Raw genomic sequence first — 22,310 nt, forward strand, 5'->3', positions numbered from 1 at the left:
AATGAGCGGGGGTCGGCGCCAGGGGGTGGCGGAGGCCCGGCGGGTGGTGGTGAAGGTCGGTTCGTCGTCGTTGACGACGGCGATCGGCGGCATCGACCCGAATCGGGTACGAGAGCTGGTGGACGATCTGGCCGGCGTCCGGCTGGCCGGGCGCGAGGTTGTGCTCGTCTCGTCCGGCGCGATCGCCGCCGGGCTGGCGCCACTGGCCCTGAAGACCCGGCCGCGGGACCTGGCCACCCAGCAGGCGGCCGCCTCGGTCGGCCAGGGTCTGCTGATGGGCCACTACACGGCCATGTTCGCCGATCACGAGCTCGGGGTCGGGCAGGTGCTGCTCACCGTCGGTGATGTGACCCGGCGCGGCAACTACCACAACGCGTACCGCACGCTGGGCCGGCTGCTGGAGCTCGGCATCGTGCCGATCGTCAACGAGAACGACACCGTCGCCACCCACGAGATCCGGTTCGGCGACAACGACCGGCTGGCCGCCCTGGTCGCGCACCTGGTGCACGCCGACGCCCTGGTCCTGCTCAGCGACGTCGACGCGCTCTACAGCTCGAGCCCCTCGAAGCCCGGCGCGCGGCGGATCGACGAGGTCCGTTCCGACGACGACCTGGAGGGCGTCGACATCTCCGCGCGGGGCAGCCGGATCGGCACCGGCGGCATGATCACCAAGGTCGAGGCGGCCCGGATCGCCACCTCGGCAGGGATCCCGACCGTGCTGGCGAGCGCCGACCGAGCCGCCTCCGCCCTGGCCGGAGACCCGGTCGGCACCCTGTTCCACCCGACCGGCAAGCGCCGGCCGACCCGGCTGCTCTGGCTGAAGCACGCCAGCGCTGCCCGCGGCGAGTTGATCTTGGACGCGGGCGCGGTCCGGGCCGTCGTCGAACGCAAGGCCTCCCTGCTCCCGGCCGGCGTGACCGGCATCAACGGTGCCTTCGCCGTCGGCGAGCCGGTCGACCTGGTCGCCCCCGACGGCGCCGTGATCGGCCGCGGCCTGGTCAACTACGACTCCGAGGAACTCCCCGGCCTGCTCGGTCGCAACACCGCCGACCTCGCCGCCGAACGAGGCCCCGGCTACGACCGCACCGTCGTTCACCGAGACGCCCTCGTCCTGCTCTGATCAACCGGTCCAGGTGGGGAGGCGGAGGGCGGCTCGGTCGGCGCTCTCCATGATCAGTTTGGCGTTGGCCTGGTCGACTCGGGCCACCCAGTCGGCGGCTTCGGCCGGGGTGCGGCCGTGGTCGACGTGGCGTCGGGTGAGGCGGTCCAGGCGGAGGTCCTCGTCGGGTTCGAGGTACCAGCCTTCGTCCAGCTCGGCGGCGACGTCGCGCCAGGCAGGGTCGTCCAGGAGGAGGTAGTTGCCCTCGGTGATCACGATCGGCACGCCGGAGCGGACGCAGTCGTTGGCGGCGATCGGTTCCTCGAGGCGGCGGTCGAAGACGGGCACGAAATGATCAAGGTCGGTACGGGAGCGGACCCGGCGCAGCAGCTCCAGGTAGCCGAGCGCGTCGAACGTGTCCGGGGCGCCCTTGCGGTCGGCCCGGCCGAGCCGCTCCAGCTCCCGTTGGCCGAGGTGGAAACCGTCCATGCCGAGCAGGGCGGCGCGGTCGCCGAGCCGGTCCAGCAGGGCGGCGGCCAGGGTGGACTTGCCCGAGCCGGGGGCGCCGACCAGGCCGATGATCACCCGGTCCCGCGTCGCGGCGAGGGATTCGATCCTGGCGATCAAGGAGTCGAGGGTGATCGGAGCCTGGCCCACCGCGAGGCTCGTGGCACGTTGAGGTGGGGAGGCCAGGGCGAGGCGCTGGGACAGCGAAGGCGCCAGGGGGAGTTCGGTGAGCAGGGCGGCCTGCAGGGCGTGGTAGACGTCCGGCTTGCCGCTCCACATCGTGGCGGACGGGCGGTTGTCCGGGTCCAGTTCGTGGTGCCAGCTGCCGTGATCATGGTCGATCAGGTGCCGCTCGGCGTAGTCGAGCAGCAGGGCCAGCCGCTCGCCGAAGATCGGCTCGGAGCTCAAGCCGCGCCAAGTCGCGGTGGCGCCGATCGCCTCGGCCAGCACCCAGTGCGGCCGGGTCCGGACCACCGGGCGGCCGTCCCAGTCGATCGTGTAGACGAAGCCGGGGGAGCCGTCGACGGCCCAGCCGCGGTCCCACGCGGTGTCGTACAACGCGCGAGATGCCTCGGCCAGCCAGGCCGGCGGCTCCTGGTACGCCGAGCCGAGCTCGAGCAGCAGCCGGCTCCACTCGAACAGGTGCCCGAGGGTGACCCCGTACGGTCGGAACTCGTCGGCCGGCCGGTCCGCGTTGTAGCCGCGCTCCTCCCGCCAGTCCGGGTCGTAGTGCTCCGGCAGCAGCCAGCCGGCGGCCCGGGCGTGCCGGTCGATGAACCGCTCCGCGATCTTCAGCGCGCGGTCCCGCCAGAGTTCGTCGCCGGTCCGGCCGAAGGCGGCCAGCAGGGCCTCGACGCCGTGCATGTTCGCGTTCGCGCCCCAGTACGGCTCCGGGGTGCCGAACGCCACGTCCCAGCTCTCCACCAGAGCTTGATCATGATCGGACCAGAACTGCCGGTCCATGATCATCAGCGCCTCGTCGAACAGCTCCTGGGCGCCCGGAATCCCTGCCCCCGCAGCGGTCGCGGCGGCCAGCACCACGAACGCGTGCGGATAGGCCGCCTTCCGCCCGCCGGTGCCGTCGACCGGCAGCGCTCCGTACCAGCCGCCGTGTTCCTGATCATGGAACGGGCCGCGCAGGGCGGCGATCCCATGCCGGGCCAGGTCGACGGCACCGGGATGGCCGAGCACGGTCCCCAGTGCGAAGCAGTACGTCAGGCGTGCCGTGATCACCAGGTCCCGCCGCGGCTCGGCCTCGAGCCGGCCCACCCGGTCCAGGCTGCCGAAGCCGACGTCGGCCCGTGCGGCCCGCCCGAAGTCGAGCAGCCGGTGCGCCTCGGCCCAGCCGTCGAATGCGGGCCCGGGCGGTGATCCAGTCATCGAAGAAATCGTAGGGCACTTACGCTGACTTCCCGTGAGCACAGAACTTCCGACGACGATGACCGGCATCACCCTGCCCGGCGGCAGCCGGGTCGACCGGGCCGAGGTCCCGGTGCCGCGGCCGGGTCCGGGGCAGGTGCTGGTCGAGGTCCGGGCCTCCTCGATCTGCGGCAGCGACATCCGCGCGATCTACCGGGAACACCTGGGCCACGGCGCAGAGGCGTACCAGGGTGTGATCGCCGGCCACGAGCCGGCCGGCCGGATCGTCGCGGTGGGCGAGGGCGTCACCGAGCACGCGGTCGGGGATCGGGTCGCCTGCTACCACATCTCCGGCTGCGGCCAGTGCGCCGAGTGCCGGCACGGCTACTACATCGGTTGTACGTCGAGCGCCCGCGCCGCCTACGGCTGGCAGCGCGACGGCGGCCACGCCCCGTACCTGCTGGCCCAGGCCGACACCTGCATCCCGCTGCCGGACGGGCTCAGCTACGCCGACGGCGCGCTGGCCTCGTGCGGCTTCGGCACCGCGTACGAGGGCCTGCTCCGGCTCGACCTGTCCGGCCGGGACCGGCTGCTGATCACCGGCCTGGGACCGGTCGGCCTGGCCGCGGGGATGCTGGCCAAGGCGATGGGCGCCGGACCGGTGGTCGGCCTGGACGTGATGCCGGACCGGGTCGCGCTGGCGACCGAGCTCGGCGTGATCGACCACGGCTTCACGGTGGAACAGGCGGCCGAGCTGGACGCGGTCACCGGCGACGGGTTCAGCGCGGCCATCGACTGCTCCGGCAGCGCGCCCGGACGGCACACGGCGATCGAGCGGCTGGCCACCTGGGGCCGCTGCGCGTTCGTCGGCGAGGGCTCCACGCTGAGCCTCGAGGTGTCGCCGCTGCTGATCCACAAGCAGGTCACCCTGTACGGCTCCTGGGTGACCTCGCTGCGGCACCTGCAGGACCTGCTGGAGCACCTGGTCAGGTGGGGGATCAGCCCGGAGCGGACGATCACCCATCGGTTCGGGCTGGACCAGGCCGAGACCGCGTACGAACTCGCCGATCAGGGCCGTTCCGGAAAGATCTGTCTCTATCCGCACGGCGTGGAGTGAAAGCTTCGGTCAGGTTTCACTCCTGCAACGACGAGTCGGTATTCCGACACCGCAAGCTACTCTCCGGTAATGTTCCGCCCGATCGAGCCACCCCTCACCGAAATCGAGGTATCCACGATGCGGTTCACGAGATCGCTCCGGCGCGGACTGGCGGCCATCGCCGCGGTCGCCCTCGCCGGCTCCCTCGCAGCCTGTGCCCAGAGTCAGCGGGACGATCCCGGCGCCGGTACGTCCTCCGGTGCCGCCGAGACCAAGGACACCTTCGTCTTCGCGGCGTCCTCAGATCCGGTCATGCTGGACCCGGCGATGGCCAGCGACGGCGAGACGTTCCGGGTGGCCCGACAGATGTTCGAGGGTCTGGTCAGCACGAAGCCCGGCACGGTCGAGCTGATGCCCGGCCTGGCCGAGAGCTGGGAGGCCGCGCCGGACGGCAAGTCGTACACCTTCAAGCTGCGGTCCGGGGTCAAGTTCCACGACGGCACCGACTTCAACGGTGAGGCGGTCTGCGCCAACTTCGACCGTTGGTACAACTGGACCGGCCTGAACCAGAACGAGAACATCACGTACTACTACGGGAAGCTCTTCAAGGGCTTCAAGACCGGCAAGACCGGCGGCATCTACGAGAGCTGCGAGGCGCCGGATCCGCAGACCGCCACGATCAAGCTGAACGCCCCGTTCGCCGGTTTCGTCCAGGCGATGACGCTGTCGTCGTTCGCCATGCAGAGCCCGACGGCGATCGAGAAGTACGACGGCAACAACACCACCGGCACTGTCGACGACACCCGCTTCTCCGAGTACGCGACGGCGCACCCGACCGGCACCGGCCCGTTTGTCTTCGACTCCTGGGAGCGCGGGGAGCAGGTCCGGCTGAAGCGGTTCGACGGCTACTGGGGCGACAAGGCCAAGGTGTCCCAGATCGTGATCCGGACCATCAGCGACGGGAAGGCGCGGGCCCAGGAGCTCGAGGCCGGCACGATCGACGGCTACGACCTGGTCGCGCCCGCCGATCTGGCGCCGCTGAAGGAGAAGGGGATGCAGCTGCTCAACCGGCCGCCGTTCAACATCCTCTATCTGGCCTTCAACCAGAAGAACAAGGCCTTCCAGGACGTACGGGTCCGGCAGGCGATCACCTACGCGATCGACCGCCAGGCGGTGGTGAACAACTCGCTGCCGGAGGGCTCGCAGGTCGCCAAGGAGTTCATCCCGGATCTGGTCACCGGCTACAACGACGCCGTCACCGAGTACCCCTACGACCCGGAGAAGGCCAAGCAGCTGCTGAAGGAGGCCGGCCAGGAGAACCTGGAGCTCAAGTTCGCCTACCCGACCGGCGTCTCGCGGCCGTACATGCCGACGCCGGAGGACACCTTCCAGGTGATCAAGACCCAGCTCGAGAAGGTCGGCATCAAGGTCACCCCGGTGGCCGCGAAGTGGAGCCCGGACTACCTCGACATGGTGCAGGGCCCGAACGGCACCGACAAGCGGGACATCCACCTGCTCGGCTGGAACGGCGACTACGACGACACCGACAACTTCCTCGGCGTCTTCTTCGCCGCCAAGTCCAACGAGTGGGGCTTCGACAACCCGGAGCTGTTCAAGGCGCTCAAGGAGGCCCGCGAGCTGCCGACCGTCGAGGAGCAGAAGCCGGCCTACGAGAAGATCAACGCGTTGATCGCCGACTTCGTCCCGGGCGTGCCGATCGCGCACCCGGCGCCGACGCTCGGCTTCGGGCCGGGTGTCGAGGGCTACGTGCCGAGCCCGGTGCAGGACGAGGTCTGGAACACGGTCACCGTCAAGCCGTGACCGCGGCTCATCCATGATCAGGTTCGCGGTTCGCCGGCTGCTGTTGCTGGTGCCGGTGCTGTTCGGGCTGAGCGTGCTGCTGTTCATCTGGCTGCGCGCTCTGCCCGGCGACCCGGCCCGGGCGCTGCTCGGCGACAAGGCCACGCCGGAGTCGATCGCCCGGCTCAACGAGGTGTACGGCTTCGACAAGCCGATCCCGCAGCAGTACCTGACCTACATCGGCCGGCTGCTGCAGGGAGACTTCGGGGCGTCGGCCCGCACCGGCCAGCCGGTGCTGGAGACGTTCCTGGAACGGTTCCCGGCCACCATCGAGCTGGGCGTCGCGGCGATGATCTTCGCCCTGGTGATCGGGATCCCGCTCGGCTACCTGGCCGCGAAGCGGGCCGGCGGGTTCCTCGATCTGATCACCGTCGGCGGCTCGCTGCTCGGCGTGGTGATCCCGGTGTTCGTGCTGGCGTACCTGCTCAAGATCGTCTTCGCGATCGGGCTGCCCGGGCCGCTCGGCGCGTTGGCGTTCCTGCCGGCGTCCGGGCGGCAGGACGCCCGGATCGACGCCACCCACATCACCAACTTCTACGTGCTGGACGGCATCCTGACCCGGGAGTTCGACGCGTCGCTGAACGCGATCACGCACCTGATCCTGCCGGCCATCGCGCTCGGCTCGATCCCGCTGGCGATCATCGTCCGGATGACCCGGGCCTCGGTGCTGGAGGTGATCGGCGAGGACTACGTCCGGACCGCCACCGCGAAGGGCCTGGCGGCTTCCTTGATCACCCGCCGGCACGTGCTGCGCAACGCCATGCTGCCGGTGGTCACCACGGTCGGCCTGCAGACCGGTGCACTGCTGGCGGGGGCGGTGCTGACCGAGTCGGTGTTCGCGTTCAACGGCATCGGGTCGTACCTGTTCGACGCGATCAGCGGGCTGGACTACGCGGTGCTGCAGGGCTTCATCCTGTTCATCGCGATCACGTACGCGCTGGTCAACCTCGTCGTCGACCTGCTGTACGGCGTCATCGATCCCCGGCTGCGGACCAGGTAGGGGCGATCATGACGACCGTTGATCCGTTGGTCGAGCGGCCGGCCGCCCTGGCCGGGCTGACCGGCAGCGACGACAGCGACCGCGGCACGAGCCTGTGGCAGGGCGCGCTGCAGCGGCTGATCCGCAACCCGGGCGCGATCCTGGGCGCGCTGATCGTGCTCGGCTTCGTGCTGGTCGCGATCCTGGCGCCGGTGATCGCGCCGTACCAGCCGTCCTCCAGCGAATGGATCACCCAGGTCACGCCGTCCGACGTGCCGGGGCCGTCGCCGGAGCACGTGCTCGGCCTGGACCCGTTCGGGTCCGACCTGCTCACCCAGCTGCTCTACGGGGCTCGGCAGTCGTTGATCATCGGCGTGGTGTCGACGACGCTCGGGCTGATCGGCGGCTCGCTGATCGGCGGGCTGGCCGGCGCGTTCGGCGGCTGGGTGGACACGCTGCTGATGCGGCTGGTCGACATCCTGCTCTCGGTGCCGTCGCTGCTGCTGGCGGTGAGCATCGCCGCGGCGATCGGGCAGAGCCCGAACGCGATCATGATCGCGATCGGGGCCGCCTGCGTGCCGATCTTCGCCCGGCTACTGCGCGGTTCGATGCTGACCCAGCGGCACTCCGACTACGTGCTGGCCTCGGAGTCGCTCGGCCTGCGGCGCAGCACCATCGTGGTCGGGCACGTGCTGCCCAACTCGGTCGGGCCGGTGATCGTCCAGGCGACCCTGACGCTGGCGACGGCGATCATCGAGGTCGCCGGGCTGTCGTACCTGGGGCTCGGATCGCCGGATCCGGCGATCGCGGAGTGGGGCCGGATGCTGGTCAAGGCCCAGGACCGGCTGCAGAGCGACCCGCACCTGACCGTGCTCCCCGGCGCCTGCATCGCCGTCACCGCGCTCGGCTTCACCTTGTTCGGCGAGGCTCTGCGCGAAGCGCTCGACCCGAAGTCGAGGAGATGATCATGGGCACCGAGCTTGATCAGCCGCTGCTGCTGGTGGACCAGGACCGCCGGCTGGACGACCGCGAGCCGCTGCTCGAGGTGGACGGCCTCGGGGTGAGGTTCCGGCGGCGCGGCCGGGACCCGTTCGTGGCCGTGGACGGGGTGTCCTTCTCGGTCGGGCCGGGCGAGATCGTCGGCATCGTCGGCGAGTCCGGCAGCGGCAAGTCGGTCACCTCGATGGCGATCATGGGCCTGCTGCCGAAGCGCTCGGCCATGATCACCGGGACCGCCCGTTACCGCGGCCAGGACCTGATCGGCCGGTCGCCCGCGGAGCTGTCGTCGCTGCGCGGCCGCGAGCTGGCGATGGTGTTCCAGGACCCGATGAGCTCGCTCAATCCGGTCCTGCCGATCGGGCTGCAGGTCACCGAGGTGCTGCGCCGGCACCAGCAGATCAGCCGGGCCGACGCCCGGGACGAGGCGGAGGACCTGCTCCGCCGCTGCGGCATCCCGGATCCGGCCCGCCGGCTGCGGGAGTATCCGCACCAGCTGTCCGGCGGCATGCGGCAGCGGGCGCTGATCGCGATCGCCCTGGCCTGCAAGCCGAAGCTGCTGATCTGCGACGAGCCGACCACCGCGCTCGACGTGACGATCCAGGCCCAGGTGCTGGAACTGCTCAGCGAACTGGTCCGCGATCTCGGCACCGCGATGATCATGATCACGCACGACCTCGGTGTGGTGGCCGGGCTGTGCGACACGGTGAACGTCATGTACGCCGGCCGGGTGGTCGAGACGGCCGAGCGGCGGGAGCTGTTCGCCCACCCGCAGCACCGCTACACCGAGGGTCTGCTGTCCTCGATCCCGCGGCTGGACGCGCCGCGTGGCGAGCCGCTGCACCCGATCCCGGGCACGCCGCGGGACGTCGTCCCGTGGACCAAGGCCTGCGCGTTCGCGCCGCGCTGCCGGCACGCCGACGAGGCCTGCGTCCGGAGCGATCTGCAGCTGGTCGACTCGGTCCGGCCCGATCATCCCGTGCGCTGCGTGCATCCGGTCGGCATGACGCCCGCCGAGCCAGGCGAGGCGTCAGGCCCTTCGACAGGCTCAGGGCGCGGAGGGCGCGGAGGTGATCATGACTGACGGGCAGCCGCTGCTCGAGGTGCGCGGGCTCAAGGTGCACTTCCCGATCAAGCAGGGGATCGTGCTGGACCGGACCGTCGGCCACGTCCGGGCCGTCGACGGTGTCGATCTTGCGCTGACCCAGGGCCAGACGTACGGGCTGGTCGGCGAGTCCGGCTGCGGCAAGTCGACGCTGGGCCGGGCCCTGCTCCGGCTGGAGCGGGCGACCGAGGGCCAGGTGATCTTCGACGGCACCGACCTCGGCACCCTGCGGCCCGAGCCGCTGCGCCGGCTCCGGCGCCGGATGCAGATGGTGTTCCAGGACCCGCTGGGCAGCCTGGATCCGCGGCAGTCGGTGCGCAGCCTGCTGCTGGAGCCGCTCAAGACGCACGGGCTGTCCGAGGCGGACCGGGCCGAGTTCGGCGCCGACCGGCCGGCCAGCCACCTGGCGAAGGCCGAGTCGATGCTGGAGCTGGTCGGGCTGCCCGGCTCGGCGCTGGCGAAGTACCCGTACGAGTTCTCCGGCGGGCAGCGGCAGCGGATCGGCATCGCCCGGGCGATGATCTTGAACCCGGACCTGGTGATCGCCGACGAGCCGGTCAGCGCGCTGGACGTGTCGGTGCAGGCGCAGGTGATCAACCTGCTGGAACGACTGCAGGACCTGCTCGGGCTGAGCTACGTCGTGGTCGCTCATGATCTTGCCGTGGTCCGGCACATCTCGGACGTGATCGGCGTGATGTACCTCGGCCGGCTGGTCGAGGAGGCCGACAGCGACGACCTCTACGCGACGCCGCTGCACCCGTACACGATCGCGCTGATGTCGGCGATCCCGATCCCGGACCCCGAGGTGGAGGACCGGCGGGAACGGATCCTGCTCCGCGGCGACCTGCCCAGCCCGGCCCGGCCGCCGGCGGGCTGCCGGTTCCACACCCGCTGCCCGTACCGGCAGCCGGAGCGGTGCGACACCGAGGTGCCGGAGCTGCGGGTGATCGACGCGCACCCCGGCCGCCGGGTGGCCTGCCACTACGCCGAGGAGATCCTGTCCGGCGCGGTCACGGTGTCCGACCCGGCGCTGGTCGTCGAACCCGGCTGAGCCCGGATCCCCGCGCCCGGGCGGTGTGCAGCTAAAGTTAGGCTCACCAAAGTCGGCCTGACGAGCAGGGGGTTCGCGATGACCGGGGAGACAGTCGCGCTGGAGCCGTTCTCCGCCGAACTGCGGCGGGCGACGGCGGAGCAGCACGACCGGGCCGAGTCGGCGCGCTTCGTGGCCGAACTGCTCGGCGGCCGGCTCGGCCTCGATGCACTGGCCGCGCTGGCCGGGCAGAACCTGTTCGTCTACACCGCCCTGGAGGGCGCCGCCGAACGGTGGCGGGACGACCCGGTCGCGGGACCGTTCGTCATCGAGGGGCTGGAGCGGCTGCCCGCGCTGCGAGCCGACCTCGAGCGGCTGGTCGGCCCGGCCTGGTCGACCGCGGTCCGGGCGCTGCCCCCGACGCTGGCGTACGCGGAACGGATCCGTGCGGCGGACTCGGCCGCCCGCTTCGTGGCCCACCACTACACCCGCTACCTGGGCGACGTCTCCGGCGGCCAGGTGATCGCGTCGGCCATGCGGCGCCAGCACGGCGACCGGGCCGGGCTGGCGTTCTACGACTTCGCCGGGCTCTATGCGGGGCCGTTGCGGAATCCGGCCGAGTTCCGGCGGCACTACCGGGCGCTGCTCGACGGCGCGCCCTGGAGCGCCGCCGACCGGGCCGCGGTGATTGAGGAGTCGGGGCTGGCCTTCGGCTACAACCGGATGATCTTCGACGGACTCACGGGCGCCTTCGGCCTCGACGCCGCATGATCAACTTCTGTCCAGGGTCACCGACCGGTCCTTGACCCGTGTCGGAGCGCGCCCTAGCGTCGAAGACGTTCCCTGAGCTGGTCGAAGGGCAAGGCCGGAACCGGCTCGGCACTTCGACAGGCTCAGTGCGCGAGCGACAGCACCAACGGAGGTCAGGGCATCATGGTCGATCCCGTCAGTCCCCGATCGTTGCAGGTGCCGCGGCGGCAAGCCCTGGGCATGCTCTCCGCGGCGGCCCTCGCCGCGACCGCGTTCACCGGCCTCCAGCCGCCGGTCCCCGCGGTCGCCGATCAGCCGAGATCCCCGTACCCCAAGGGAATCGAGCCGACCGAGCTGCACCTGGTCGATCGGGCCCGGCTGACCGACGACGAGGCGATCATGATCGCCACCCTGCAGGGGCTGCTGGCCCGGCCCGTGGACGGCCGGCTCCAGGGGCCGGCGATCTATCTCGAACTGGCGAACGGCTACCGGCTCTGGCTGGACGACCTGACCGAGCGGTACGGCCTCCCGGCGAAGCGGGCCGACGATCCATGGCGGCTGGTCGCCCGGTTCGCCGATCGGGTGGCCGGCTACGTCCTCTACCGCAGCGGCGGCCCGACGATCAACGTCGCGACTACCGCGGCCGGCGCCTCCCGCGGCATCGCGGTGTCCGAGGCCGACGAGAAGCACGCGATCGACCTCGGGCTGCGCCGGCTCGCCGATGTCCGCGACCGCGACGACGCGTGGGCCTGGCGGACCTACCGGGCGAAGCTGCGGAATGATCTTGTGGTCGAGCAGAAGGCGGACCCCGAGGTCGGTCTGTTCACCCATCAGCTCCGCGACTACGCGACGATGGCCGGCGCGTTCACCTTCTACGACGGCAATTCCGAGTTCCGGCGGTCGGTCGTCGAGGACCTCGACGCCGATGCGGCGGTGATCGGCTGGGGCGACGCGCGGCAGGGTGAGGACGGCTTCGTCGGCGTCTCGTCGGCGGCCGGCGTTGCGACCATCCCCGGTGACTGGGCCGCCAACCTGGCCTGTCTGTCCGGCATCACGACCCGTACCCTGCGGCAGCGGACGCCGGTGCGCACCCCGGCTCCGGGCCGGGGCCGGCACCACGTCGCGTTCCTCGTCACTGACGGCGACAACGTGCAGTGGCTGCTGAACGACCTGCCCACCGGCGAGAACTGGTTCGGCAGCCCGCGGCGCGGCACGTTCGACCTCGGCTGGGGCGTCCCGCCGTCGGCGATCGACCTCGCTCCGTCGGTCCTGGACTGGTACTACCGCAACGCCGCGGCCGGTCCGCACCATGATCGTTTCGTGGTCGGCCCGTCCGGCGGCGGGTATCTGTACCCGAGCCGGTATCCGCGCGACGAGCTGAAGCTGCACACCACCAGGCTCGCCCGGGCGATGGAGCGGGCCGACCTCGGCGTCGTCCAGATCCTCGACTTCGAGTCCTTCGACGCCCGTGGGCTCTGGGAGAACTACCTGCGCCATGATCAGATCACCGGCCTGATCTATCTGGAGTACAGCCGCTACGACGGGCTCCGCGGCCGGGTCCGCTGGGTGGCGGACAAGCCGGTCATCTCGGCCCGGACCATGCTCTGGGACGGGCTCGGTTCGCCGGCCCAGGTGATCGAGACGCTCAACGCGGCGGCCACTGATCCGACCTCGGCCGACGGCTACTCGGTGGTGGTGCTGCACTGCTGGAGCATGAGCCTGGACGATCTCGGCCAGGTCGTCGACAACCTGGCGCCGCACGTCTCCGTGGTCACGCCGGACGCCCTGGTCGCGATGATGACCCGGTACGTCCGGCGCTGACCTCACCCGGCGGCCAGGGCGGCGGCGACGGCCACCGCGGTCGGCACGCTGCAGGCGATCGCCGGTGCGACCCCGGGACCCTTGGGGCGGCTCAGGGCCAGCCGGTCGGCGACGAACAGGACGACGCCGCAGCCGAGCATGAACAGCCCGGTGTAGATCACCAGCGTGCGGCCCTCGGCGACCGAGCCCGCGGCCCACAGGATCACGCCGGCCACCGCGCCGAGGCTGAGGAACAGGTTGTAGAAGCCGACGCAGAAGGACCACAGCCGGACCGGCTCGACGTCCTGCGTCGGCACCGCGAAGATCCCCTGGTGGACACCGGGACGGCGGAACAGGATCGTCTCCCAGACGAAGGCGAGGAAGTAGATCACCGCGCCGAGCAGCACCCCGATCCAGGCGACGATGATCATGGTCCGACCTCCGCCGGGACCGGCTCGGGCGCCAGCGCGACCCGGTGCCGGGCCAGCACCGGCGCAAGATCGGGACCGACCGTGGCGCCGTCGGCGACGGCCCGCTGCAGATCGGCATGGAAGCGGCCCATGGCGCCGGTCAGGCTGATCACCAGGAACCGCACGGCGGGGCTGAGCACGGTGAACGTGTGCCACGCGTCCGGCGGGATGGTGATCACGGCGCCCGGTGCGAGGTCGACCGCCCGGTCCTCGACCTGCACGATCATCCGGCCGTGCAGCAGGTAGTAGGCCTTGGGCCAGCCGGTGCGGTGCAGCGGCGTTGCCGGGCCGCGCGGCGCGTCCACCTCGAACAGTTCGTAGCCGTCGTCGGTGTCGGTCGCGTCGATCTTGATCGTCAGGACCGCGTCGGGCGCGGTCAGTTCGGTGCCTTCGCCGGCACCGCGATGGCGTACCTGATGAGTCATGGCAGCGACGCTAGGCCGGTCGCCGGCACCGGTCGATCCCAGGAATCAGGGATATCGCGGGCGCTGTCGCGCGCGCATACTGAAGGCGTGTGGGAGGACCGGGCCGACCGAGCTCGGCGTGAGATCACCGACCTCGCCGTCGGGGGAGCCGGCGTGGCGGAGCTGCAGGCTGCCGCGATCGCCTTGGTCGACCGGGCCGTACCCAGCGAGCTGACCTGCTGGGCGACGCTGGACCCGGAGACGTTGATGATCACCGGCATGGTCGGCGGCGCCGCCAAGATCACCGCCGAGTACGAGGAGCGGCTGGCGGCCGCCGAGTACGCCCCGGGGGAGCCGCACACCTTCGCCGGCCTGGCGCGGGAGCACCGGGTGGTGGCCCGGCTGTCCGAGCTGCCGGAGCATGACCTGGCCCGCAGCGGCCGCCTGCACGAGGTCTGGCGGCCGCTCGGGCTGGATCGTGACGTCCGGGTGCTGTTCCCCGACGCCGGGGTCTGGTGGGGTGCCGCCGGCTTCGTCCGGCAGGGCGTCGACTTCACGGCCCGCGAGGAGGAGTTCCTGGCCGCGGTCGCACCGGCCGTCGGCGCGTCGATCCGGGTGGCCGTCCGGGCCGAGGCGTCCAGGGCCGGCGGTCGGCCGGCGATCGTCGTGCTGGGTGCGGATGGAGCGATCCGGGCGGTCACGGCGGCTGCCGCGGACTGGCGGGACAGCCTGGACGAAATCGCTCCCGGTCGGTTCCAGACCATGATGCGGGTGCTGGCGTACGGGGCGCGGACCGCGGGACCGGACGGGTTCCACGGCCGCCTCCGGGACGCCCGCGGCCGCTGGGCGCAACTGGAGGCGAGCCGCCTGATCGGTGCCGGCGACGAGCGGATCGTGATCACCATCGAGCCGTCCTCGGGTGATCGACTGCTGGCCCTACTGCTCGTCGCGTACGGGCTGTCCGTCCGGGAACGTGACCTGTGCGCCGAGGTGCTGGCCGGGCGGTCCACCGCCGAGATCGCCGACCGGCTGTACATCTCGGCGCACACCGTTCAAGATCATCTGAAGTCGATCTTCGGCAAGGTCGGCGTGCACAGTCGCGGCGAACTGATCGCCCGGCTCCGGCCGGCCGCTAGCTCCTGATCAAGGTCCGGGTCCGGAACTGGGCCCGGTGCGCGGCCGGGCTGGTGCCCAGCTGCCGCCGGAAGTGATGCCGCAGGCTGACCGCGGTGGCGAAGCCGGCGTCGGCGGCGACCCGTTCGACCGGGTCGTCGGTGGTCTCGAGCAGCAGCCTGGCCCGGTCGAGGCGCTGGTGCAGCAGCCACTGCTGTGGGCTGGTGCCGGTCCGGTCCCGGAAGCGGCGGGTGAAGGTCCGGCGGGACAGGGCGGCGGCGCGGGACCAGGCGTCCAGGCCGATCGGCTCGGCGAGCCGCGCGGACGCCCAGGCCATGGCTCGTTCGATCGGGTCGTCCTGGTCGGACGGCGGGACCGCGACCGGGACGAACTGGGCCTGGGAACCGCTGCGGTGCGGCGCCAGCACGAGGCTGCGGGCCAGTTCGGCGGCGGCCCGGCTGCCCAGGTCGGTCCGGACCACGTGCAGGCAGCAGTCCAGGGCGGCGGCCACGCCGGCCGAGGTGATCACGTCGCCGTGGTCGGACCAGAGCAGGTCGGCGCGGACGCGGACCGCCGGGTAGGCCCGGGCGAGCCGCTCGGCGTCCGACCAGTGGGTGGTCAGCTCCCGGCCGTCGGCCAGGCCGGAGGCGGCGATCACCCAGCCGCCCAGGCACAGCCCGACGACCCTGGCCCCGCGCCGGTGGGCCGCCCGGATCGCGGCCAGGAGTTCCTCGGACGGGGTCCGGTCGCGGATCCAGCTCGGCACGATCAGCAGGTCGTCCGGTTCGCCGGGGCGGCCGCCGGAGAGGTCGGCCAGGGCCTCGAGGCCGTACGGCACGGCGAGGTCGAAGCCGGCCTCGGTCGGCAGCGGGCCCGGCCGTTCCGCGCAGACCCGGAGCCGGTACGGCCAGTCGCCGGGGCGCCCGACGCCGGCCCGGCCGAACACCAGGGCCGGCACCGACAGATGGAACGGGCTGATCCCGTCGAAGGCGAGGATCGCGACGGACGGCATGGCCCGATCTTATCGAACATCGTCCATCGGGCCACTGTTGCGTCGGTACGGCAGCGCCGAGACTCGAAGCCATGACTGCATCGCTCGAACCCCTGGAAGCCCTGCACGTGGGCGGCCCGACCCTCCGGCTCCGCTACGCCGGGCTGACCTGGCTGACGGACCCCACCTTCGACCCGCCGGGGGACTACCCGGGTCCGGTGGTGCTGCACAAGCTGACCGGCCCGGCCATGCCGCCGGACCGGGTCGGCCCGATCGACGTCGTGCTGCTGTCGCACGACCAGCACGCCGACAACCTGGACCGGGCCGGCCGCGCCCTGCTCTCCGCGGTGCCGACCGTGCTGTCGACGCCGGATGCCGCGGGCCGGCTGCCGGGCGTCACCGGGCTGGAGCCCTGGCAGACCGTTGCGGTGTCCGGGTCCGTCGAGGTCACCGCGGTCCCCGCACTGCACGGGCCGGCCGGCGCGGAGGCGTTCAGCGGGGTGGTCACGGGGTTCGTGCTGCGCGCGCCGGGGGCGCCGACCGTGTACGTCTCCGGCGACAACGCCTCGGTCGACCTGGTCGCCGAGATCGTGGACCGGGCCGGCCCGCTCGATGTCGCCGTGCTCAACGTGGGCGCGGCGAACGTCGGCCGGTTCGGCGATGCGGACGCGACCCTGAACGCGCAGACGGCGCTACGGGCGTCGGCGCTGCTCGGCGACGCGATGATCATCGCCGTGCACGGCGAGGGCTGGGCGCACTTCTCCGAGTCTCTTGATCATCTGCGGCGGACCTTCGGCTATGCCGGCCGGGCCGAGAAGTTGATCATCCCGCCGCTCGGCGTACCGATCATGATCACCGATCTTCAGGCCGACAGCGTCCTGGCGAACAGCGCCTCCAGTTCGGCATAGTGCCGCTCGGCGCCGGCCTCCTGATACATCGAGGTGTCCGGCATCGTGTAGCCGTGCGGCGCGTCCGGGTAGATCGCCGTGGTGCGGGTGATCCCGGCCGCGTCCAGCGCCTCGTCGAGGGCGGCGATGGCCTCCGGCGGGTTGGACCGGTCCTGGTCGGCGTGACCGGCCAGCACCTCGGCGGTCGCCGTCGCGATGATCTTGTGCACGCTGTCCGGTTCCTCGGTGACCAGGTTGCCGGAGTGGAACGCGCCGGCGGCCCGGAGCCGGTCGGGGTGCGCGGCGGCGGCGCGCAGCGCGAGCATGCCGCCCATGCAGTAGCCGGTGGTGCCGAGCCGGTCACCGACGACACCGGGCTGCGCGGCCAGGGCGTCGAGATAGGCCTCGATGTCGCGGAGCAGGTTCGCCGTGTCCAGGCCGGTCCGCCGGTTGCCCATGCCGGCGAAGAAGGCCTCCCGGGCGCCCGGCTGGCGAAGGTCCTCGGTCGGGGCCAGCTCGGCTGCCGTACCGGCGCGGTAGAAGACGTTCGGCGCCAGCACCGTGTAGCCCCAGCCCGCGATCCGGTCCGCGATGCCCTCGATCGCCGGCCGTAGCCCGATCGCGTCGATGAACAACAGCACCCCGGCGTGCGGGGCGTCGGGGCCGGGGGAGAGGTAGGCCTCCGCCGTGCCGTCCGCCGCCGCGATCTCGATCGTCCTACCCGCCATGCCCGCCTCCAAGTCTCGTTGCTCCTGAGCGTACGGCGCGGCGGCGGGACGCCACGGACGGGGGCCGGCTCAGTCGGCGAGCTGGGCGAAGACGACGAAGTTGAGGTCCTGCTTGGAGCCGTCCGCGTTGAGGTAGCAGCCGACCAGGACCAGCCGGCCGGGTACGGCTTCGTACACCTCGTCGGCCCCCTGGATCTCGTTCTTCGGGTACATCTTGGTGGCCTGCACCCGGTACGTCAGCGTGCCCCGCTCGGTCTCGACGATGATCGACTGGCCGGGGCCGACGTGCTGCAGCGGGTCGAAGACGCCGCCGCCGGCACGGACCGTGTGGCCGAGCAGGTAGACCGTGTCGCCGGAGTCGGAGCCGGGCCGGCCGCGCTCGGCCCACCGGTAGACCAGGGTGGTCTTCGGGGGAACGAGCTCGTTGGTCGCCGGATCCGGGGAGATCGCGCCGCCGGAGTCACCGGTCAGGACGTCCGGGATCTCCAGCCGGACCACTTCGGACTCCGGCACCGAGCGGTCCGGGTCGCTCGCCTCGCGCCGCGGCGGAAGGGACCCGTCGCCGTTGGTCTTGGCGTACGGCCGCTCCGGTGCCTGCGTCGCCTTCGCCGACGGCGAAGGACCCTCCGACGAGCCGGAGGCGGAGGGTTCCGCGGGGACCGCCGAGCTGGACGCGACGCCCGTCGACGGTCCCGGTTGCGGACCGGGGCCGGCCGCCGGCGGTGTCCCGCAGCCCACGAGGAGCCCGGACACCGCCAGCGCCGCCGTACCGGCAACGAGGATCGAACGGAGCAACCGGCGCACGATCAGCTGCGACGCAGGCGCTTCATCAGCAGGGTCAGCCCGGTGCCGACGACGCCGGTGGCAATCACGCCAGCGCCGGCCAGCAGCGGCCAGGCGGTGCCGCCGTCGGTCCCGGTGCCGAAGCCCGGCCGCGTGGTCGACGGGGTCGCCGTCGGGACCGGGGTCTCACTCGGCGATTCGGACGGGGTCTCGGTTGCGACCGGGGGCTCGCTCGAGGCGGGCGGCGTCGGCGTTTCGCTGGGCTCGCTCGGGGTTTCGCTGGGCTCGCTCGGCGTTTCGGACGGCTCGCTCGGGGTTTCGCTGGGCTCGCTCGGCGTTTCGGACGGCTCGCTCGGCGTTTCGCTGGGCTCGCTCGGGGTTTCGCTGGGCTCGCTGGGCGTTTCGGACGGCTCGCTGGGCGTGCCGGACGGCGTCGGGGTCTCGGACGGGCCCGAGTCCGCGGCGCACAGGATCACGTGCGAGATGTCCTTGCTGGACGGATGGTGGTAGGCAGTGCCCGAGACCGGGTCCTTGATCACAAAGTTCTCGTCGTCACCGGAGCCGGCCTTCAGCACCAGCAGGACCCAGGTGCCTGCCGGGACCTCGTACGGCGTGGCGACCGAATCGTCCTTCTCACAGGTGGGGTTGTCGTACCCCTGTTCCTTGAGGTAGTCCTCCCAGTACTCGACCTGGTTGGAATTGCTGTTCTTGGTCTCGTCCGCGCTGGCGGCCAGCGTGGCCGCGCCGACCGTGGCGAGTGCGAGCGTCGCGCCGGCGATCAGCAAGCCGGCGGCCTTGATACGTGCGCTGATGCGCATCCTGCGTCTCCCCCGAATTCTTGGTCCGCCTCCTCGGTGAGGCGAACACGCTGCTCGGGGTCAGATGGTCCGAACGGACCGAAGAACTGATGCCGACACCCCCGAAATGTCACCATCCGCCGAGGATGCTATCGCTTCGGGCCGACACTGCACAGTAGGCGCTCAGGGATTGTCCGGCCCGACAAGTACGCTCGCGATCATGAACGACAACGACGCGGAGCCGGGCAGCTACGTCGAGGCCGGCGAGTTCAAGCGGGACACGAACTACATCACCACCCGGATCACGGCCGACGGGCGGGACGGCTATCCGGTCGAGGCGGGCCGCTATCGGTTGATCGCGGCGCGGGCCTGCCCGTGGGCTAACCGGACCCTGATCGTGCGCCGGCTGCTCGGGCTGGAGGACGCGATCTCGCTCGGGCTGTGCGGGCCGACCCACGACAAGCGGAGCTGGACTTTTGATCTTGACCCGGGCGGCGTCGATCCGGTGCTCGGCTACGAGCGGCTGCAGCAGGCCTACTTCGCCCGGATCCCGGACTACCCGCGGGGCATCACGGTGCCGGCGATCGTCGACGTACCGACCAAGGCCGTGGTCACCAACGACTACCCGCAGATCACCCTCGACTTCTCCACCGAGTGGACCGCGTTCCACCGCGAGGGCGCGCCGGATCTCTATCCGGACGATCGCCGCGACGAGATCGACGAGGTGGCGGACCTGATCTTCCGCGACGTCAACAACGGCGTCTACCGCTGCGGGTTCGCCGGCTCGCAGGAGGCGTACGAGAAGGCGTACGACCGACTCTTCGCGCGGCTGGACTGGCTCGAGGAACGGCTGCGCGGCCAGCGCTATCTGGTCGGCGACACGATCACCGAGGCCGACGTCCGGCTGTTCACCACACTGGCCCGGTTCGATGCCGTGTACCACGGACATTTCAAGTGCAACCGGCAGAAGTTGAGCGAGTTCGACGCGCTCTGGGCCTACGCCCGGGACCTCTTCCACACACCGGGATTCGGCGACACCACCGACTTCGTCCAGATCAAGCAGCACTACTACGTGGTGCACACCGACATCAATCCGACCAAGATCGTTCCGGCCGGACCGGACCTGAGCCACTGGTGGCAGCCGCACCACCGGGTGCAGCTCGGCGGCCGCCCGTTCGGCGACGGCACGCCGCCCGGCCCGCCGCGGCCGGCCGAGCAGGTGCCGGCCGAGCACGGGCTGCCGCCGCAGGCTTCGTGATCTTCGTCATCCTGATCTTGGTGGAGGGAATGCCGGCGCCGGGCCGCCGGTTGTCGTGATCATGGTGAACGACGTACGCGGCGTGGGGGTCTGGCGGAGGTCCGGCCAGACCGGCCCGCAGTTGGCGAAGGAATTGGAGAACCTCGGGTACGCCTCGATCTGGCTCGGGCTGTCGCCGGGCGACCTGGCCGAACCCGAGGAACTGCTCGCGGCGACCGACCGGCTCGTGGTCGGGACCGGAATCGTCAACATGTGGGCGGACGAACCGGAACCGGTGGCCGAGGCCTACCACCGGGTCGCCGCGCGGTTCCCGGGCCGGCTGGCGCTCGGGGTCGGGATCGGGCATCCGGAGGCCACCCGGGAGTACCGCAGCCCGTACGCGACGATCGTCGACTACCTGGACCGGCTGGCCGCGGCCGGCGTGCCGCAACAGGACATCGTGCTGGCCGCCCTGGGCCCGAAGGTGCTCAAGCTCGCCGCGGAACGGACCGCCGGGCCGCACCCGTACCTGGTGACGCCCGAGCACACCCGCCGGTCCCGCGAGCTGATCGGACCTGAGCCGCTGCTGGTGACCGAGCAGAAGGCGGCGCTGACCAGCACGCCGGCGGCCCACGACGTGGCCCGGGATCGGGTCGCGATGTATCTCCGGCTGCGCAACTACGTCAGCAACCTGCTCACCCTCGGTTTCACCGAGGAGGACGTGGCCGGCGACGGCAGCGACCGGCTGATCGATGCGCTGGCACCGCAGGGTGACCCGGCCGCCGTCGCGGCCGCGCTGACCGCGCACCTGGACGCCGGGGCGAACCAGGTGGTGCTGCAGCTGCTCACCGCGGACGGAGAGGACCCGCTGCCCGGGTATCGCGCGATCGCCGAAGCGCTCGGGCTCGGCGCCGGCTGAACCCGGTCCGGCGTTCCTCGGCCGGGACCGCAGACGCCGGGCGACTTGGTGCGTACGCTGTCCGTGAGGGGAGCACGCCATGACGGAAAGGTTCGCCCTCACCGACGCCACGATCGTCACCGGTGACGCCGACGGGACCGTACGGCCGTCGATGTCGATCGTCGTCGACGGTGACGGAGTCATCGAGCGGGTCGGCGCCACTGCGGAGACCCCGGTTCCGGCCGGGTACCGCACGATCGAGGCCACCGGCCGCTTCGTCGTGCCGGGCCTGATCAACGCCCACGCGCACCTGTTCGCCGACGGCCGGCCGATTCCGCCGATCCTGTTGGACGAATCCGCCCAGGGCGTCGTGTCCGCGATCGGGCACAGCCCGGTCGGGAAGTGGCTGTTCAAGCGGCGGACCAAGGCGAACGTGATCACCCAGCTGCACTCCGGCGTGACCACGCTGCGCAGCGTCGGCGACGTGGCCTACGAGGTGGTGGAGGTGGCCCGCGAGATCGACCGCGGCGACTACCCGGGCCCGCGGGTGATCCCGTCCGGGCCGCTGCTCGCCATCACCGGCGGCCACGGGGCACCGCAGATCGCCCTGACCGCCGACTCGCCCTGGGCCCATCGGCGCAACACCCGGCGCAACCTGCAGCGCGGCGTCAAGGCGATCAAGATCTCGGCCACCGCCGGTGTCACCGACGCCCGCGAGGTCGGCTACGCAGGCCGGCCCGAGATGACCCAGGACGAGATGACGGCGATCTGCGAGGAGGCCCACAACGCGGGCGTCGTCGTCGCCGCGCACGCGCAGAGCAAGGAGGGCATCCTCGCGGCGCTGAGGTCCGGCGTCGACACGATCGAGCACGGCGCGGAGCTCACCCCGGACCTCGTGGCCCTGTTCCGGGACAACCCACGCTCCCTGCGCGGGACCTCGGCGCTGATCCCGACGCTCCAGGCGGCGGTGCCGCTGGTCCGGCTGGACCGCCGGCTGACCGGGATCAACGAAGTGGTCCACGCCAACGCGGTGATGATCTTGGACGAGATGATCAACGGCATCCGGGCCGCCCGCGAGCACGGGATCCGGCTCGGCATGGGCACCGACTCGGCGCTCACCTACGTGCCGCACTACGACGCCTGGCGGGAACTGGACTTCCTGGTCCGGTTCGGCGGGCTCAGCCACGCCGAGGCGCTGATCGCGGCGACCCGGACCAACGCGGCGATCCTCGGCCTCGACCAGGTGACCGGCTCGATCGAGACCGGCAAGGCGGCCGACCTCGTCGTCCTCGAGGCGAACCCGTTGGACGGGTTCCGGGCCTTCGTCGATCCGGTCCTGGTCGTCGCCCGGGGCCTGATCATCGACCGTCCCGCCGTGACCCGCTTCGACGACCTCGACGCGCTGCTCGACTCGATCTGAC

General features: G+C 71.5%; 21 protein-coding genes. 14 read left to right on the forward strand and 7 right to left on the reverse strand.

Annotated elements, in window-relative coordinates:
• Window position 1 precedes the first annotated feature (1 nt).
• Window positions 2-1,120 (forward strand): glutamate 5-kinase, encoded by a 1,119-nt coding sequence (gene proB, locus AC6CCG_RS09285; protein ID WP_496654207.1) that lies wholly within the window; start codon window positions 2-4, stop codon window positions 1,118-1,120.
• Here proB and AC6CCG_RS09290 read toward each other — a convergent pair whose 3' ends face one another.
• Complete coding sequence (locus AC6CCG_RS09290) at window positions 1,121-2,986, reverse strand: nucleoside/nucleotide kinase family protein (protein ID WP_496654208.1); 1,866 nt, start codon at window positions 2,984-2,986, stop codon at window positions 1,121-1,123.
• A 34-nt stretch (window positions 2,987-3,020) separates the two neighbouring features.
• Here AC6CCG_RS09290 and AC6CCG_RS09295 point away from each other — a divergent pair, with 34 nt between their 5' ends.
• From AC6CCG_RS09295 to AC6CCG_RS09330, 8 genes are all read left to right on the forward strand, one after another.
• The gene (locus AC6CCG_RS09295; protein WP_496654209.1) at window positions 3,021-4,082 is read left to right on the forward strand and encodes a zinc-dependent alcohol dehydrogenase family protein; all 1,062 of its coding nucleotides are present in this window, start codon (window positions 3,021-3,023) and stop codon (window positions 4,080-4,082) included.
• A 117-nt stretch (window positions 4,083-4,199) separates the two neighbouring features.
• Window positions 4,200-5,882 carry an ABC transporter substrate-binding protein gene (locus tag AC6CCG_RS09300; protein WP_496654210.1) on the forward strand — a complete coding sequence of 561 codons (1,683 nt, stop codon included), beginning with the start codon at window positions 4,200-4,202 and terminating at the stop codon, window positions 5,880-5,882.
• Window positions 5,883-5,895: 13 nt separating this feature from the next.
• Window positions 5,896-6,921, forward strand: coding sequence for an ABC transporter permease (locus tag AC6CCG_RS09305; RefSeq protein WP_496654211.1), 1,026 nt, complete (start codon window positions 5,896-5,898; stop codon window positions 6,919-6,921).
• Window positions 6,922-6,929: 8 nt separating this feature from the next.
• Window positions 6,930-7,865, forward strand: coding sequence for an ABC transporter permease (locus AC6CCG_RS09310; protein ID WP_496654212.1), 936 nt, complete (start codon window positions 6,930-6,932; stop codon window positions 7,863-7,865).
• Window positions 7,862-8,980 (forward strand): ABC transporter ATP-binding protein, encoded by a 1,119-nt coding sequence (locus AC6CCG_RS09315; RefSeq protein WP_496654213.1) that lies wholly within the window; start codon window positions 7,862-7,864, stop codon window positions 8,978-8,980. Before AC6CCG_RS09310 ends, AC6CCG_RS09315 begins: the two co-directional genes overlap by 4 nt.
• Complete coding sequence (locus AC6CCG_RS09320) at window positions 8,973-10,052, forward strand: ABC transporter ATP-binding protein (protein ID WP_496654214.1); 1,080 nt, start codon at window positions 8,973-8,975, stop codon at window positions 10,050-10,052. The genes AC6CCG_RS09315 and AC6CCG_RS09320 overlap by 8 nt, the downstream gene beginning before the upstream one ends.
• 78 nt (window positions 10,053-10,130) lie before the next feature.
• A complete protein-coding gene (locus AC6CCG_RS09325; protein ID WP_496654215.1) occupies window positions 10,131-10,802 on the forward strand; it encodes a biliverdin-producing heme oxygenase in 672 nt (223 codons plus the stop codon).
• 162 nt (window positions 10,803-10,964) lie between these two features.
• Window positions 10,965-12,602, forward strand: a complete 1,638-nt coding sequence (locus AC6CCG_RS09330) for a GxGYxYP domain-containing protein (protein ID WP_496654216.1) — start codon at window positions 10,965-10,967, stop codon at window positions 12,600-12,602.
• 2 nt (window positions 12,603-12,604) lie between these two features.
• Here AC6CCG_RS09330 and AC6CCG_RS09335 read toward each other — a convergent pair whose 3' ends face one another.
• The gene (locus AC6CCG_RS09335; RefSeq protein ID WP_496654217.1) at window positions 12,605-13,012 is read right to left on the reverse strand and encodes a DUF1304 family protein; all 408 of its coding nucleotides are present in this window, start codon (window positions 13,010-13,012) and stop codon (window positions 12,605-12,607) included.
• On the reverse strand, window positions 13,009-13,476 hold the full coding sequence (locus AC6CCG_RS09340) for a cupin domain-containing protein (RefSeq protein WP_496654218.1): 468 nt from the start codon (window positions 13,474-13,476) through the stop codon (window positions 13,009-13,011). The genes AC6CCG_RS09335 and AC6CCG_RS09340 overlap by 4 nt, the downstream gene beginning before the upstream one ends.
• Window positions 13,477-13,563: 87 nt before the next feature.
• Here AC6CCG_RS09340 and AC6CCG_RS09345 point away from each other — a divergent pair, with 87 nt between their 5' ends.
• Entirely contained in the window at window positions 13,564-14,598 is a 1,035-nt protein-coding gene (locus AC6CCG_RS09345; RefSeq protein WP_496654219.1) for a helix-turn-helix transcriptional regulator, read from the forward strand.
• On the opposite strand, the gene AC6CCG_RS09350 is transcribed toward AC6CCG_RS09345, so the two are convergent.
• Window positions 14,588-15,580 carry a GlxA family transcriptional regulator gene (locus tag AC6CCG_RS09350; RefSeq protein ID WP_496654220.1) on the reverse strand — a complete coding sequence of 331 codons (993 nt, stop codon included), beginning with the start codon at window positions 15,578-15,580 and terminating at the stop codon, window positions 14,588-14,590. The genes AC6CCG_RS09345 and AC6CCG_RS09350 overlap by 11 nt on opposite strands.
• A 71-nt stretch (window positions 15,581-15,651) precedes the next feature.
• Between AC6CCG_RS09350 and AC6CCG_RS09355 the strand changes: the two genes are divergently transcribed.
• Window positions 15,652-16,467: an MBL fold metallo-hydrolase gene (locus AC6CCG_RS09355; protein WP_496654221.1), complete on the forward strand. Its 816-nt coding sequence runs from the start codon at window positions 15,652-15,654 to the stop codon at window positions 16,465-16,467.
• Here AC6CCG_RS09355 and AC6CCG_RS09360 read toward each other — a convergent pair.
• The 3 genes from AC6CCG_RS09360 to AC6CCG_RS09370 all read right to left on the reverse strand — a co-directional run bounded on the left by AC6CCG_RS09360 (window position 16,422) and on the right by AC6CCG_RS09370 (window position 18,775).
• On the reverse strand, window positions 16,422-17,174 hold the full coding sequence (locus tag AC6CCG_RS09360) for a dienelactone hydrolase family protein (protein ID WP_496654222.1): 753 nt from the start codon (window positions 17,172-17,174) through the stop codon (window positions 16,422-16,424). The genes AC6CCG_RS09355 and AC6CCG_RS09360 overlap by 46 nt on opposite strands.
• Before the next feature lie 69 nt (window positions 17,175-17,243).
• Window positions 17,244-17,969 (reverse strand): class F sortase, encoded by a 726-nt coding sequence (locus AC6CCG_RS09365; protein ID WP_496654223.1) that lies wholly within the window; start codon window positions 17,967-17,969, stop codon window positions 17,244-17,246.
• An 11-nt stretch (window positions 17,970-17,980) separates the two neighbouring features.
• A complete protein-coding gene (locus AC6CCG_RS09370) occupies window positions 17,981-18,775 on the reverse strand; it encodes a hypothetical protein (RefSeq protein WP_496654224.1) in 795 nt (264 codons plus the stop codon).
• Window positions 18,776-18,974: 199 nt separating this feature from the next.
• Between AC6CCG_RS09370 and AC6CCG_RS09375 the strand changes: the two genes are divergently transcribed.
• The 3 genes from AC6CCG_RS09375 (at window position 18,975) to AC6CCG_RS09385 (ending at window position 22,309) form a co-directional block, all read left to right on the forward strand.
• On the forward strand, window positions 18,975-20,012 hold the full coding sequence (locus AC6CCG_RS09375; RefSeq protein WP_496654225.1) for a glutathione S-transferase family protein: 1,038 nt from the start codon (window positions 18,975-18,977) through the stop codon (window positions 20,010-20,012).
• A 61-nt stretch (window positions 20,013-20,073) separates the two neighbouring features.
• Window positions 20,074-20,910 carry a TIGR03620 family F420-dependent LLM class oxidoreductase gene (locus tag AC6CCG_RS09380; RefSeq protein ID WP_496654406.1) on the forward strand — a complete coding sequence of 279 codons (837 nt, stop codon included), beginning with the start codon at window positions 20,074-20,076 and terminating at the stop codon, window positions 20,908-20,910.
• A 79-nt stretch (window positions 20,911-20,989) separates the two neighbouring features.
• The gene (locus AC6CCG_RS09385) at window positions 20,990-22,309 is read left to right on the forward strand and encodes an amidohydrolase family protein (protein WP_496654226.1); all 1,320 of its coding nucleotides are present in this window, start codon (window positions 20,990-20,992) and stop codon (window positions 22,307-22,309) included.
• Window position 22,310 lies beyond the last annotated feature (1 nt).

The sequence above is a fragment of the Microlunatus sp. YIM B11417 genome (assembly GCF_059617205.1).